The sequence below is a fragment of the Gordonia sp. p3-SID1431 genome (genome assembly GCF_025143765.1).
Taxonomy (GTDB): domain Bacteria; phylum Actinomycetota; class Actinomycetes; order Mycobacteriales; family Mycobacteriaceae; genus Gordonia; species Gordonia hongkongensis.
Genome location: NZ_JAMBDT010000001.1, coordinates 112,820 through 126,920, shown reverse-complemented (window position 1 = coordinate 126,920; position 14,101 = coordinate 112,820). Strand labels below are relative to the sequence as shown.

Below are 14,101 nucleotides of genomic sequence, written 5' to 3'. Positions count from 1 at the left end.
GGTGTCATTCAGGGCGCGACCGCGACGCGCAGAGCGGCCCCCGGGGCCGGTTGCAACGCGCCCTCGATCTGGTCCAGTGGCAGCGGGTTGGTCACCAGCTCCGACCACGGATGACGGTCGACGGTTCGCGCCAGGAAGTCGACGGCCTGCTGTAGATGACGTGGCTCGTAGTTGTGGACGCCGGTGATCGTCCACCAGCGTCGGACCACCTGCTCCGGGTCGATGTCGAGCAACGGGCCCGGGGTGACCGAACCGGCCAGCACGAGCGTCCCGGCGACGTCCAGCCGGGTGAGTCCCCGACGGATGAAATCCGACGAGCCGGTGAAATCGAGTACGACGTCGACGTTCTCGCCGTCGTCGGGCCGCGCCCCGAATCCGGTGGCCTGCTCCACGCGCGCCCGGTCCCAGTCGGCGATCAGGACGTCGGCGCCGCGGTCGGCACACACCGCCGCTGCGGTCGTCCCCAGCATTCCCGCTCCACCGACGAGGACGCGGCGCCCGGCCACCTCCCCGGCACGCTCGGCGACCGCCATCACGGTGGCGGTGGCGCAGGCCGCTGGGGCGGCCACTACATCGTCGAGAGCGTCGGGAACACCGACCGACGTGGTGCCCGCGGGCAGCAAGATGTGGGTGGCGTAACCCCCGGACAGCGGCCAATCACCGTCGAACGGTTCATGTCCGACCTTGCGCACCCGCCGGCACTTGGCGGTGACGCCGCGTCGGCACCGATCGCACTCACCGCACGAGACCGTGACCGACCAGACGACGCGATCCCCTACGCGGGCGGTCGCTCCCGCGCCGGCGTCGACCACCTCACCCACCGCCTCGTGTCCGAGTACGGAGGGGCAGGGCGACTCTCGGCGTCCGGTCACGGTGTGCAGGTCGCTGCCGCACACCGTGGCCAGTCGTACTCGGACGAGCAACTCGCCACGACCAACTGCAGGAAAGGGCATTTCGACGATGTCGATCCGATCGCCCCGCCAGACGGCAGTACGGGTCAGAAGAGTCGTGAGCGTATCCAACCGGACAACCTCTCGATGGTGTAGACGATGACGAAGATGACGAGCACGATGGCCCCGGCGACCTCGAAGTCGAGCGTGCGGATCGATTCGAAGAGCAGGAAGCCGATTCCGCCGGCGCCGACGATGCCGAGCACCGTGGACGTGCGGATGTTGACGTCGAGCAGGTACAGGCCAGAGCCGACGATCGACGGCATGGCCTGCGGAATCACCGTGGCGAACAGGGTTCTCCACCACCCGCAACCAACCGCGCGGGCGGCCTCGACGGGCCCCGGGTCGATCTCCTCCACGGAGTCGGCGACGAGTTTGGCGAGGAAGCCGATGGAACCGATTGCCAGGGCGCAGGTTCCGGCCACCGGACCCAGTCCCAGCGCGGCGACGAACACCACGGCCAGGATGAGTTCCGGCACGGCCCGGACGACGAGAATCCAGGCCCGCGCGGCCCAGTAGACGATTGCGTGCGGGGTCACGTTGCGAGCGGCGAGGATTCCGACCGGGATCGACAACACGGCGCCGATGGCCGTCGACACCACGCCGATCGCGACGGTCTGGAACGCGGCGTCGAACAGGTCCGCCCCGAGCGTGCCGAAGTCGGGCGGGATCATCCGGCCGAACACCTCGACGGCCGGGGGTATCCACGCGATCAGCGCCCACGGCGTGATCTCCAGGACCACCATCGCGGCAACCGTCGCGGCGACAACCAGCACTCCGAAGGCGGTCCGGACGGCGCGTTCCAGACCGGGCCGCATGGGCGACGGCGTCAGCAGCACGCGGCGGATTCCGATGGCCAGCAACTCCATCGCGGCGATGATCACGAGAATGACCAGCACGATGCCGAGGGCTCGCGGATAGATCAGACCACGGAGCGCGTCCTGCAGTGCGAAACCGATTCCGCCTGCGCCGACGAACCCGAGCACGACCGACATCCGGAGGTTGATGTCGATGCGGTACACGAACGCACCGATCCACGCCGGGACACATTGCGGTACGACCGCATTGACCATCTCGCGGACATAGCCGACGCCCGTGCTGCGCACCGCTTCGCGCGGCCCCTCGTCGACCTGCTCGATCGCGTCCGCGAACAGCTTGCCGAGCATGCCGATCGAATGCAACGCCAGGGCCAGGATGCCCGGCAGCACACCGATACCCAGAGCACGCACGAACAAGACCGCGAACAGGAGGTCGGGCATCGCTTGGCAGAACGTGATGATGGCCCGCGCCACCGCTTGGACCGCAGGATGCGGACTGGTGTTGCGAGCGGCCAGGAACGCCAGCGGCACCGACGCGATCGCGGCGAGCACGGTACCAAGTACCGCCATCAGCAGAGTCTCCAACGCCAGCACGCTGATCCGGCCGGGATCACCGAGCCGAGGTGGCAGCATCCGCTCGATGAGCGCAACGATGTCCTCGATCCCGTAGATCAGTGTTCCCGGCGCGAAGTCGATCCACCACGCGCAGATCAGCGTCGCGACAAGGCCTCCGACCGCGATGCCGGGCAGGACCGCGCGGTTCCACCCGGGTCGCTTCCGGGCTGATGGGTCCGCCCGCGGTCGATCGAGCAGCGGGGTGTTCATCGGCGTCGCGCCGCGTTCGTCGACGCCGACACCGGGTCGACGCGTCGGTAGACGTCCATCACCTCGTCGCGGTCCAATCCGACCGTGGAGCGATCCAGAACCTTGTGCCCACTGCGCAATCCGACGATGCGGTGCGCCCACCCGAGGGCCAGGTCCACCTGGTGCAGGGTGCAGAGGATGGTGAGCTTCTCCTCGACGCACACCTGGAACAGCAGATCCATGACGACGCCGGCGTTCTCCGGGTCGAGGGAGGCCACCGGTTCGTCGGCGAGCAGGAGCGTCGGTTTCTGCATCAGCGTGCGTGCGATGGCGACGCGCTGCTGCTGCCCGCCGGAGAGGGTGTCGGCGCGACGGTCGGCGAGGTCGGCGAGACCGACACGGTCGAGGTGCTCGAGCGCCTCCTGGCGCATGTGCTTCGGGTACGTGAGCGCACCGTAGCGCGGGCACCGGAGTCGGCCGAGCCCGCCGAGCAGGACGTTCTCGAGACAGCTGATCCGGCCGACGAGGTTGAAGTGCTGGAAGACGAACCCGACGTCGCGTCGTACAGCCCGCATCTCGGTACGTCCGGCACGATCGACCCGGTGCCCCACGACGTCGACGACGCCGGACGTCGCGGGATGCAGTCCGTTCAGGCAGCGCAGGAAGGTCGACTTCCCGGACCCGGAAAGGCCAAGGAGCACCACGAGTTCGCTGCGGTGGACGTCGAGCGACACGTCGTCGACCGCCACGGTGTCGCCGAACCGCTTGGTCAGTCCGTCGACGTGGACGACGAGGTCGTCGCCGGCCACCGGTGGATGTGCGGTCATCAGCTCGCACACTTCTCGGACTTGGTGACCTCGCAGACGTGCCGCACGCCGGCGTAGTCCTCGTCGGAGGCAGGCACGACACCCCACGCACGCTCGTCGGTGATGAGGCACTCGTCGCCGGAGCAGAAGCCCGCGGCTTCCATCGACTCCTTGTTGACCTGCTCGGTGAACACCTTGGTGAGCGTGTCGATGGCTTCGGGGCCCAGCGAATTGTTCGCCGCGAACACCGATCCCGCGATCATCTCCGACTTCCAGACCGTCTTCAGCTGTCCTTGCTGGAGGTCGCCCTTCTCGATGAGGGTCTTGTCGACCATCGAGTCGAAGGCGAATCCGGCTTCGCAGTCACCGGACGCCACCGACAGCGCCGACGCGTCGTGTCCACCGGCGTAGATCGGGGTGACGCCCGCGGCGAGGTCGGTCTCGGTGCCGGACTTGATCACCCCCGCTTCGATGAGACCGGCGCTCGGGTAGAGGAAGCCGGAGGTGGACCCGGGGTCGACGAAACAGACCGTCTTGCCGGCGAAGTCGTCGATGCTGTTGACGGACGCGTTGTCGGCCTTGGCGATTCCGTAGGACTGGTATCCCGGTTCCGCACCCTTCTCCGACGCCACTGCTCCGATCGGGGTGATGTCGGCCCCGTTGAGGCCGGCGACGACGTAGGCGAAGGGACCGAAGAAGGCGAGGTCGACGTTGTCGGCGATCATCCCCTCGACGACGCCGGCATAGTCGGAGGCCTGGACGAACTCGACCTTCGACCCGGTTTCCTGTTCGATCACCTTGATGACCGGGTCGTAGCTGGCCTTGAGATCGGAGGAGTTCTCGGCCGGGATCGCGGCGAGGGTGAGAGTTTCAGGAAAACCGTTGTCATTGACCGCTTCCGAATCGCCACCGGAACATCCGGCGAGAACGAGGGCGGCGGTGAGGGCGAGCGGAGATCTACGGTTCTTCATCGGAGACGACCTTTCGGGGCGTGACGGGGGCGGGATGTGGAGTGGATCAGGGGGCGGTGATCAGAGCGGGGAGATCGGCGACCGACGTGAGCACCCGATCGGCACCCGCGGCACGCAGGGTGTGCTCGTCGTGGGCACCGGTGAGCACGCCCACGGACAGACCGGCGCGGGCGCGTCGTGCGGTGTCGATGTCGCTCGACGTGTCGCCGACGACGACGACGTTGGCCATGTCGTCGACCTGGGCGGTGAGAGCGGCGGCCAGCACGAGGTCCGGGTAGGGGCGACCGCGCAGGCCGGCGGTGGGCGCGAGGACCTGGTCGACGACCGCGGCCCACCCCAGTGAGTCGAGAATTCGTTGCTGGGTGGCCGGACTGAACCCGGTGGTGAACGCGGTGGCGATCCCGCGCGATCGCAGGTCCGCGAACGTCTCCGCCGCTCCCGGGATCGGGTCGACCCCGTCGTCGATCAGTTCTCCGTAGGCCTCTTCGAACGCTTCGTTTGCCCGTCGGGCCGCGTCGTCGGAGCCGAGAAGCGCGCGGAACACTGCGATCTTGGACTGCCCCATCGTGTCGAGGACGTAGGTGCGGGCGCGGTCGCGCTCGTCGCCCTGGTCGGGAATGCCGACCGCGGTCGCGGCCACCTCGAACGCCTGGGTGACGAGCCCGTCGTCGACGATCGTGGTGCCGGCCATGTCGAAGACGACGAGTTGGACGGACGAGGTGCCATCGTGTGGGGTGGTTGTGCTCGCAAGATCCGAAGCAGGCTCATTGAAGTCATCGGTTGTACGCATGAGCCCACTCTCGCGTTTGGTATAGACCAATTCGGGTGTCTGACCCCAACGCCAGGTGAACACTCGGTTGCCACTTGGTCTAGACCATTATTTGCTATGTTGGTCGCATGACCCTGTCCGAGCAACCGCGCGTTCTCAAGCACCAGGTGGTCAGGTCCCGGCTGGAGGAACTCCTTCAAGACCTCGTCGAGGGTGATCCCTTTCCCGCGGAACGCGATCTCGCCGAGAGCTTCTCGGTGTCACGCGAGACCATCCGACAAGCACTTCGAGAGCTGTTGCTCGACGGCAAAATCGAGCGCCGGGGTCGGATGACGGTGGTCGCGGGTCCCAAGATCCGACAACCGTTGTCGATCGGTTCGTACACCGAGGCGGCCCGCGAGCGCGGGATGGAGACCAGTCGCATCCTGGTGGGATGGACGAACCTGACGGCCGACGCGGTGCTCGCCGAACGCCTGGCGATCGCCGTCGGCGACCCGGTCATCCAGCTCGAGCGTGTCTTCACGACCGACAGGGTGCGCGTCGCGCTGGAACGGACACGCCTGCCGGCCTTCCGGTACCCCGATCTCGAACGCGACTTCGAGGTGACCTCGTCGTTGTATGCCGAATTCCGTAGGCGCGGGGTGCGTTTCGGGCGTACCGAGGACACCATCGAGACGACGTTGCCCGACGCGCGTGAGGCCGCTCTGCTCAACGTCGACGCTCGTACGCCGATGTTCTTGCTGAACCGCTTGTCCTACGACAAGGACGACGTCCCCATCGAGTATCGGCGTTCGCTGTACCGGGGCGACCGGATGGCGTTCACGCAGACGATGTACGCCGACTGATCAGTAGTTCTGGTCCTGCCAGGTGCACAGGCACACCTCGTTGCCCTCGGCGTCGGCGAGGACCCAGAAGGCCGGGGCGTACTCGTCGGTGAGGAGTTGGCCGCCGGCGGTGATGGCCGACTGCAGCCGCTCGTGTAGTTCGTCGGTCGGGATCCACAGGTCGACGTGCATCCTGCTCCGCTGGGGACGAGGTTCGTCCATCTGCTGGAACCAAACGCTGGGTAGGCGCCCAGCCGGATCGACGAGGTCGACAGGTTCGCGATCGGCCGCGTCGCCGTAGCCCAGGACGGCTTTCCAGAAGGGCCTGATGGCCGGGATGTCGAGGGCGTCGATGGCGAGGTTGAACTGGGTGACGGGCGCGGACACCGGCTCGAGGCCGAGGTCGGCGGCGATGCCCGTGATCCGGTTCGCCAGCGCGACATCGGCTTCCGTGAGCTGGTGCGCGCTGTGCGTGGTGAGCACGAGATGCACCGTGCCGTAACGCAGATCGATGTCGGGGTGGTGGTTCGCCTCTTCGGCGGCGTCGATGATCTTGGCGACGAACTCGCCGCCCCGCACCATCGATCCGGTGTTGTAGGCGGCGGCGAGTCTGTCGGCGATGACACGCCAGGGATCGGCGACCATCTCGGCGGCCTCGGCGGTGGTGAGCGGTGAGCGAGTGGACCCGGTCATGTCGCCCCATGCTGCCCCGTTCCGGTGGATTGCGAAAGGGGGCGCGCCTCAGTGCCTCTTGGTGGTCGCCGCGGCCAAGGTCGCGATCGCCTGGTGCGTCGCCGGGAGGAACCCGCGGCGCGCCTCCTGGTCCAGGGGGGTGCCGGCGCCGATGACGGGGTCGTAGTCGAGTCCGATCACTCCGCCGACCGCACCGGACACCACGTTGACCAGCATGTCGGCGAGTCCGTCCTGATGGGTGGCCGGTAGTTGGGAGGAGATGACGACGATCGTCTTCTCCAGCACCCCGGCCCGGTCCCATTCGGTGAAGACGACCCGGGCGCGGTTGAGTAAGTCGGGTCTCGCGGCGATGACGAGCACCGGGGTGAGGTTCGGGAGGTCGTCTTCGGCGAGTTCGGGCAGCAACGTGAGCGGATGCGCACCGGCGTCGACGACGGGAACCGCGCCCTGCCGCCACGTCTCGACGACGGCGTCGGTGACCGTCGCCTCCTCGGGCGGAAGCCACAGACCCGTGCCCGACGCCGTGCGCAACAGTTCGGGGTTACCCGACCCGCGGAGCCGCAGCTCGATGTCGCAGTCGTTGCCCGACGCGTCCACCCACCACGAGAGCAGCCCGAGCGTCGACGACGCCCGATGCTCCGCGAGCAGCGCCGAAACAACCGACGTGCCAACGCCTCCCGCTGTCCCGCACACGACGACGGCCCGCTCGGACCAGGCCTGCGGGTCGCCGTCGCGTGGTGTGGTCGGGTTGGTCATGTGGATTCAGGGAACGAGCATGTAGATGGTCGAACCGTAGCCGGAAGGGACTCGAACAGGACTATTGGGCGAAAACCCACCGAACCCAAGGCTGACTGGACCTGAGCCGGTGTTGATCTCCCAAACCTTCTTCTCGCCCGGACGCGGGCCGAACGTTGCGGTAACCCATTTTTCCAGGTTGTAACCCCGCACGCTGGTGTAGTAGTTCCCAAACAGCACTCGGCAATTCGGATTACGCTTCCAACTCGCCCCAGCCCCGGTGAACCCGTGCGACCGCACCGTGACCCTGACTACACCCCGCTTACCCTTCGGCGCATCCACAGTCGCGTTGACCGCACCCCGGCAGTAGGAGTGGTCGCCGAATATCCCGAAGTTGTAGCCGGTAGTCGAAACTTGGGGAATCGGAGCCGCGGACGCCTGACCGACGCCCGCCATGCACAAGGCGCCAACGATAAGTCCGACAAAAATAGTCGCGAGTAATCGCTTCATTTGATCCCTCTTTACCTTCTGCGGGCGCTCAGTTACGGGACCAACAGGTAGAAACCCGCCCCGTATGACTGGGGTGAGGCGATCGGGCTGTTAGCCGAGTAGGCAGTTACGCCGAATACGACCACACCCGAACCCGTATGAACGTCCCAAGTCTTGCTCTCACCGCGTCGCGGCCCGAAGCCAGCTCTTACCCACTTCTGAATGTTGAGTCCTCGACCGCTTGTGTACGTTGTCGCGAAGAGGACTCGACACCTCGGATTCTTCCTCCATCCCGGGCCGTCGCCTGTGAACCCGTGCGACCGTGCAGTTACTCGAACCACGCCGGGCTTCCCTGCCGGCGCATCGAGACCGATGTTGACAGCTCCGCGGCAGAAGGAGTGGTCACCAAAGGTGCCGAAATTGTTCCCGGTCGTTGATAGCTGGGGAATAGGGGCTGCGGTTGAGTGACCACCGCCAGCAACCGTAGCGATACTTGCCAAGACAAGCACGACCATAAAGACCATGAGTTTTTTCATTCGTCCCTCACTATTCGATTCGGATCAAAAATTGGAAGTGGCCCCGCGTCGGTGCGCCACCCATCTGTGAGCACGCACCGAATATCTTGTCGGCGCGGTGCGGCGTACTAGATCGTCAGTTTTCGCTGGGTTCGTCAAGGAACCAGCATGTAGTACGACACGCCCACCGACTGCCTCAGACGAATCGGGTTGTTACGGGCATACGTCGACACCAGAAACTCGACCACTCCCGACCCAGTCCTGACCTCGTGAACCACCTTCTGCCCACGCCTCGGACCAAAATTGGCATTGAAGAAGTTCCATTGCGCGTACCCAATCGCACTGGTGTGCACCGTGCCGACCAACAGCTTGCACACCGGATTCCGCTTCCAACTCGGCCCCTGGCCGGTAAATCCGCGAGACGTGAGCGAGACGCGGACAACTCCCGGCTCCCTGGGCGCTGCGGTGAGACTGACGTGTAGTACACCGTTGCAGAATGAATGGTTGCCCACCGTAGCAAATTGGTTGCCGCTGACCGAGATTCTCTGCAGTTCGGGCGCCGCGTTGACATCTCCTGGACCAACGATCACCCCGGTCAGCGCTGCTACAGCCACCGTCAGTGCAACTGCAATACGTCTTGACATCAGAAACTCAACTCACTTCGTAAGCTACGGGACCAACATGTAGTGCGACACTCCGTAGGACTGCATGACGCGAACGGGGTTGTTGCGCGCATACGAGACGGCCTGGAACTGAACAAGACCGGACCCGGTCCTGATGTCGTGGACCACCTTCTGTCCGCGGCGCGGTCCAAAATCGGCGTTAAAGAAGTTCCATTTGGCATACGCCTCGATGCTCGTATGCACTGTGCCGATCAGAAGCTTGCACACCGGCTTCCGCTTCCAACTCGGACCGTTTCCTGTGAAGCCAGAAGACGTGAGGGTGACCCGGACGACCCCGGGCTTGGATGGGGCGGCAGTCAAGCCCACGTGCAGGACTCCTCTGCAGTAGGAATGATCGCCAAAGGTTCCCATGGTGTCGCCGGTAATACCTATGCGTGGCAACTGTGGTGCAGCATCGCTTTTCCCAACTCCGACGACAACACCCGCGGACACGACGACAAGGCCGATCACTACACACAACAGACGTTTCATATTCAAAGGCCCTTGTTCTCAGTGATGTTCGGCTGAAGAGTTGCCAACCTCAGCCGGCCACAAGACGTCACTTCCAGGGACCGCGTTCTTCAGGCTGTCGGACTGTGCGCGAGTCCAGTCGCGTACCGACTTCTCAGTCTGCGGGCCGAACACTACATAGGGTGACCGAGCTTGCGCTCCCGACCATTTGAAGGTCGAAGCCCCTATTCTTGCGTCAACGTCGCCACGATGGTTGACGACATAGTCGACGGCTGGCAACCCCGCGCTGCGCGCGCGATCTGCTGTCAGGTGGAATTCAAACTGATTCGGCCCATCAGGCTGCGGGAGGGCGTGCCGTGGACCGTTCTGATTCCATGGCTCATCCGGGTTCGCGCCGGGGTCACCCGCGCCAAGCGCATACGCGAGGGCTCCGCCAGCAGTCCCACCGATGGCGAAACCGACTATTGCGCCTGCAGCGCCAGCCCCGGCACCTCCAACCCCGGCACCGATTAGTGCACCTACACCCGTCTGAAACGGCTGCGGCGGGAACGCGGAGCCGATCAACGCCCCGACTCCCGCACCAACTCCCGCGCCCACAACCGCCGACGGAATACCAAGCGCGACAGCACCAGCCGTACCACCGGCCATGACACCGATGATCGTGGCGGCAGCACGACGCGTCGCCTCGTCCTCAGGAACACCAGCAGAGATCAAACCTTGCGCGATCTTCGCCTCACCATAGGCCGACCACGCATTGATCGAGTTCACATCACGCTTCGACATCCCCTCCGGAATGTCGGTGACGAAGTTGCCCACACGGATCTTCTCCGGCGGCGGCGCGATCGGCCGAACCGGCGGAGCAACCCGCGGAGCCACCCGATTGTTGATCAACGGAGTGTAGGGCTCGTCATACGAATACGACCCAGGCGCGGTGTACGCCTGATAAGGCGCCTCCACCGGCGGCCCCGGAATACTGCCCGGCCCCGGAACCACGACCGGCTCGACCGTGGCCTCAGCACCGGCACCACCATCCGGCGACACATCGCTCGGACTCGTGCCACCCTGCCCCGGCGCCGTGTCACCCGGACTCGTGCCCCCCTGCTCCGGCACCGCAAACGCCGCTCCCGCGCCCGCAGTGATCGACGCTGCGACCACCGCCGATGTCACCGACAGCAATGGACCACTCGGCACCCGACGCTTCCGGTGCCGACCCCGACTATGACTCATTACTCGACTACCTCTCTGGTGCGCCCACGGCGGGCGAGATCTCACTCAACTGATCGAATGGACTGGATGTAGGACCTTCCGCCGATGGTCGTCGTGCGGATGACCTGGCGGTAGGTGATGGGCGCCGCGTCGGGCTGCAGTTCGGTGAGCACCACCGAGTACTCGCCCGGGCCGCGCTCGGCGACCGTCAGACAGTGCCGGGTACCGATGGGACGCTGGTTGATGTACTGCTGCATCACGTACTCGGAGGCCACCGCGCCCGGCGCCGCGACCGCCCGTGCCGCCCTCGCCGAGCGCAGAACGTAGTAGGCGTGGTTGAAGGCGCGGATCGCGCCGGCGCCGGACTCTTGATCACCGGCATCGTCGCCGTCGGACACCGTCGTCCCCGCCCCCACCGGGCGTTGCGTACAGGCGGGCTCGCTCGCCACGGCGGACGTGGATGGCAACAGCGAATCAGAGGCGTCAGCGGTGGACGTCGATGCCGTCGTCGATTCGGGCTCGCCGCCGCGCGTCAGGACCACACCCAAGGCTGTGGCGACAATCACAAGAATCGCTGCTGCCGCACCTGCGATTCGCAGTGGTGAACCGAAACGTGTGGGCTTCTCACCGCGTGCGGCCGATCCGCTCTTCCGCTTCGCACGGACCGACTTCTCCGCCTCCGCCAGGAACGCGTCGAGCTCCGACGCCGGGCGAGGCGCGACGACCTGCGGTGCGGCGACCGCCGGCCGAATCGGCTCCTCGAGCTGTGGAACTGGACGCTCGAGAACCGCCACCGCGGACGGCTGCGAGGCAACCTGAGCTGGGCCGACGGAGCGGTATCGGGCCAGGTGAGCGGCGAGATCGGCGGCTGGCGTCGCGTCGGAAGCGGGCGACGGCGGGACGTCGGGGAACCACAGTGCGGAAGCGCGCGGCGGCACCAAAGATCCCTCCCCCCGGCCGGTGATCATGTCGTCGTGAAGTTGCGCTCAACGACGGCACGACGCAGGGGGTCCCCCGATGACGTCGGCATATGCCGTCGCTGACCTCGGGACACCCTACAACAGCTCTCAGGACCTTCTCAGCTGTCATCCACAGGGGTGACAGGCGATCCTGCGCTGCGAATTCATGCACACAGATGTCGCGCTGACTAGGGTCGCGAGTGTGCTTCTCACGGCCGCAGTCGCCCGCGGGGTCGCGGACGGAACCGTCGACCTCGCCTTCCGGCGATGGGGCCATCCGCGCATTCATCCCGGCTCGAGCTTCATCGCGCTGACTCACGTCATCGAGGTGACGTCCCTGGAACGCGTCGACCCCGAGCGGATCACGCGCGAGGAGGCGCGGCGCGCGGGATACGGCGATGCCGACGCCGTCCGGGCCGCCCTCTGCGTCAACGTCCACAATCCGACCTACCGCATCGGACTGCAGTGCATCGGCGAGGACCCACGGATCGCCCTGCGCGCCGACGATGATCTGGCGGACGCGGACGTGGACGAGATCCGAACCCGCCTCGACCGGATGGACTCCCGGTCCAAGATCGGGCCGTGGACCCGAGAAACCCTCGACCTCATCGCGCGCCGCCCGGGCGTGGTGTCGACCGACCTCGCGGCTGAACTCGGCACCGACCGAGCAGGATTGAAGCAGGACATCACCAAGCTCAAGAAGCTCGGGCTGACCGACAGCCTCGTCGTCGGGTACGAACTGTCGCCGCGCGGCGTCGAGTTCCGGCGTCGCGACCGCGACTGAGGTCACCGAACATCCGACGGCGACGTGTCGACGTGGGCATCATCAAGTTCATGCCCAGCGCACACCCGGCCCGTCACCTGCTGCGCGCCAAGGATCTCGCGGACGTGCGATTCGCCGAGCCGCTGACGGTCGACGACATGGCCGCCGCGGCGAAACTGTCCCGCGCCCACTTCTCGCGGGCCTTCGCAGCCGCATACGGACAGTCGCCACACGCGTATCTGCAGACTCGACGACTGGAACGGGCAGCGGCCATGCTGCGAACGACAGACCGTACCGTCGCCGACATCTGCATGGCGGCGGGTCTTTCCAGTGTCGGTTCGTTCACCACGAGCTTCACTCGCGCATTCGGCAAGACGCCGACCGCATATCGGGATTCGTTCCCACCCGCTTCCACGTACGCACAGATACCGGCGTGCGTTCTGCGCGTCTACTCGCGCCCGGCGCCGACGAGCCGGACCGAGCAATCCCCGGAAAGGGAAGCAACACGCGACGAGGCCAGGTGAGGACAGCACACGGGGAGAAGACCTCGACGGCCGCAGCGACTTACGTTGATCTCACACCGCAACATCCCTCAAGCGAAGGAAGACAACATGATTCGCATCGCCAGCGTCGAGTTCACCGAGACACCCGAAGAACGGCCGTACGGCATCGACGCGGGTTTCCGCGACCCGTCGGGAAACAGTGTTCGCCTGACGCAACTGGCCGAGGTACTCGCCTAGACCGCCCGGCGTTCCGGCAATCGCGGGTCGCGTCGCCGCGTCGTCGGCGACAATCCGACCATGAACAGCATCCGATCCGGAGTCACGGCGGCTGTGCTCGCGCTAGCCGCCGCAGGTTTGTGCCTCGTGGCCGGAAGCGCGAACGCCGCGCCGTTCCCGGTGATCACGGATGCGCCGACCGCCATCGCCACTCGCTACCTGAGTCCGGCATCGGAGTCGCCCGCCGGCGCCAACCGCTTCGGCTGCCGCGACCGGGACGGACGCAATCCGGTCGTGCTATTGCACGCGACCGCCATGAACCAGAGCGCCAACTGGGCGTATCTCGCGCCGACCCTGGCCAACGCGGGGTACTGCGTGTTCAGCCTGACCTACGGCCAGACGAGCTGGAGCGGCAACACCGGCGGCCTGGGCAACAAGGAGCAGTCCGCCCGTGTGGTCCCGGCTTTCGTCGGACGGGTTCTGGCTGCCACCGGTGCCCAGAAGGTCGATGTCGTCGGCCACAGCCAGGGCGGCGCGATCGCACAGCTCGTCACCCAATTGCCCGGACGCGCCGAACAGGTGGGCACGATCGTCGGGCTGTCCGCGTCGAACCGGGGATACTCCCGCGTCGGGTCGATCACCGACCGCCTACCGGCCCGTGCCCCCGGTCAGAGCTACTGGGGTCCGACGCATCGCTCGATCCGATACGTGAACCTCGCGACGCGATTCGACGAGATCTCGACGCCGTACACCGTGACCTTGATGCCGCCCGGCCCCAACATCACCAACACGGTGATCCAGGACGTGTGCCCGGCGTCGAAGATCGGTCACGTCGGGATGGCCTACTCCCCGACCGTCGCTGCGCTCGTCCGCAACGCACTCGATCCGCAGCGTCGGGTGCCGGTCGTCTGCGGTTCCGACTTCCCGGGTTGACCTGGGCCCTCTGG

Annotated in this window: 16 protein-coding genes and 1 pseudogene; 5 read left to right on the top strand and 12 right to left on the bottom strand. The window is 66.2% G+C overall.

The annotated features are described in order from the left end of the window. Positions 1-8 precede the first annotated feature (8 nt). Genes M4D77_RS00660 through M4D77_RS00640 form a run of 5 tightly spaced genes read right to left on the bottom strand, consistent with a single transcriptional unit; the run spans position 9 to position 5,139 of the window. Entirely contained in the window at positions 9-1,022 is a 1,014-nt protein-coding gene (locus tag M4D77_RS00660; protein ID WP_259935310.1) for a zinc-binding dehydrogenase, read from the bottom strand. Further along, positions 998-2,593 (bottom strand): phosphonate ABC transporter, permease protein PhnE, encoded by a 1,596-nt coding sequence (gene phnE, locus M4D77_RS00655; protein WP_259935309.1) that lies wholly within the window; start codon positions 2,591-2,593, stop codon positions 998-1,000. Before phnE ends, M4D77_RS00660 begins: the two co-directional genes overlap by 25 nt. Continuing rightward, on the bottom strand, positions 2,590-3,399 hold the full coding sequence (gene phnC / locus M4D77_RS00650; protein ID WP_065630542.1) for a phosphonate ABC transporter ATP-binding protein: 810 nt from the start codon (positions 3,397-3,399) through the stop codon (positions 2,590-2,592). The genes phnE and phnC overlap by 4 nt, the downstream gene beginning before the upstream one ends. Beyond that, entirely contained in the window at positions 3,399-4,349 is a 951-nt protein-coding gene (locus M4D77_RS00645) for a phosphate/phosphite/phosphonate ABC transporter substrate-binding protein (RefSeq protein WP_259935308.1), read from the bottom strand. Before M4D77_RS00645 ends, phnC begins: the two co-directional genes overlap by 1 nt. 46 nt (positions 4,350-4,395) lie before the next feature. Further along, positions 4,396-5,139, bottom strand: a complete 744-nt coding sequence (locus M4D77_RS00640) for a phosphonatase-like hydrolase (protein WP_259935307.1) — start codon at positions 5,137-5,139, stop codon at positions 4,396-4,398. A 107-nt stretch (positions 5,140-5,246) separates the two neighbouring features. Between M4D77_RS00640 and M4D77_RS00635 the strand changes: the two genes are divergently transcribed. After that, positions 5,247-5,963, top strand: coding sequence for a GntR family transcriptional regulator (locus tag M4D77_RS00635; RefSeq protein WP_065630516.1), 717 nt, complete (start codon positions 5,247-5,249; stop codon positions 5,961-5,963). Here M4D77_RS00635 and M4D77_RS00630 read toward each other — a convergent pair whose 3' ends face one another. The 7 genes from M4D77_RS00630 to M4D77_RS00595 all read right to left on the bottom strand — a co-directional run bounded on the left by M4D77_RS00630 (position 5,964) and on the right by M4D77_RS00595 (position 11,654). Continuing rightward, positions 5,964-6,635: a VOC family protein gene (locus tag M4D77_RS00630; protein WP_058251398.1), complete on the bottom strand. Its 672-nt coding sequence runs from the start codon at positions 6,633-6,635 to the stop codon at positions 5,964-5,966. Between the two features lie 48 nt (positions 6,636-6,683). Further along, complete coding sequence (locus tag M4D77_RS00625) at positions 6,684-7,391, bottom strand: hypothetical protein (protein WP_259935306.1); 708 nt, start codon at positions 7,389-7,391, stop codon at positions 6,684-6,686. 6 nt (positions 7,392-7,397) lie between these two features. After that, entirely contained in the window at positions 7,398-7,880 is a 483-nt protein-coding gene (locus M4D77_RS00620) for an enoyl-CoA hydratase (RefSeq protein ID WP_083207333.1), read from the bottom strand. A gap of 649 nt (positions 7,881-8,529) precedes the next feature. Continuing rightward, a complete protein-coding gene (locus M4D77_RS00610) occupies positions 8,530-9,018 on the bottom strand; it encodes an enoyl-CoA hydratase (protein WP_259935304.1) in 489 nt (162 codons plus the stop codon). A gap of 24 nt (positions 9,019-9,042) precedes the next feature. After that, positions 9,043-9,528, bottom strand: a complete 486-nt coding sequence (locus tag M4D77_RS00605; protein WP_065630519.1) for a hypothetical protein — start codon at positions 9,526-9,528, stop codon at positions 9,043-9,045. Positions 9,529-9,546: 18 nt separating this feature from the next. After that, positions 9,547-10,734, bottom strand: coding sequence for a hypothetical protein (locus M4D77_RS00600; protein ID WP_226512319.1), 1,188 nt, complete (start codon positions 10,732-10,734; stop codon positions 9,547-9,549). A gap of 41 nt (positions 10,735-10,775) precedes the next feature. Further along, a complete protein-coding gene (locus M4D77_RS00595) occupies positions 10,776-11,654 on the bottom strand; it encodes a hypothetical protein (RefSeq protein ID WP_396266469.1) in 879 nt (292 codons plus the stop codon). Positions 11,655-11,874: 220 nt separating this feature from the next. Here M4D77_RS00595 and M4D77_RS00590 point away from each other — a divergent pair, with 220 nt between their 5' ends. The 4 genes and pseudogenes from M4D77_RS00590 to M4D77_RS00575 all read left to right on the top strand — a co-directional run bounded on the left by M4D77_RS00590 (position 11,875) and on the right by M4D77_RS00575 (position 14,087). Further along, a complete protein-coding gene (locus M4D77_RS00590) occupies positions 11,875-12,456 on the top strand; it encodes a hypothetical protein (protein WP_065630521.1) in 582 nt (193 codons plus the stop codon). A gap of 50 nt (positions 12,457-12,506) precedes the next feature. Next, positions 12,507-12,959: a helix-turn-helix domain-containing protein gene (locus M4D77_RS00585; RefSeq protein ID WP_065630544.1), complete on the top strand. Its 453-nt coding sequence runs from the start codon at positions 12,507-12,509 to the stop codon at positions 12,957-12,959. A gap of 105 nt (positions 12,960-13,064) precedes the next feature. Beyond that, positions 13,065-13,175: pseudogene (locus tag M4D77_RS00580) on the top strand (VOC family protein); the annotation flags it as partial. Positions 13,176-13,235: 60 nt separating this feature from the next. Further along, positions 13,236-14,087: a triacylglycerol lipase gene (locus M4D77_RS00575; RefSeq protein WP_065630522.1), complete on the top strand. Its 852-nt coding sequence runs from the start codon at positions 13,236-13,238 to the stop codon at positions 14,085-14,087. Positions 14,088-14,101: the final 14 nt, after the last annotated feature.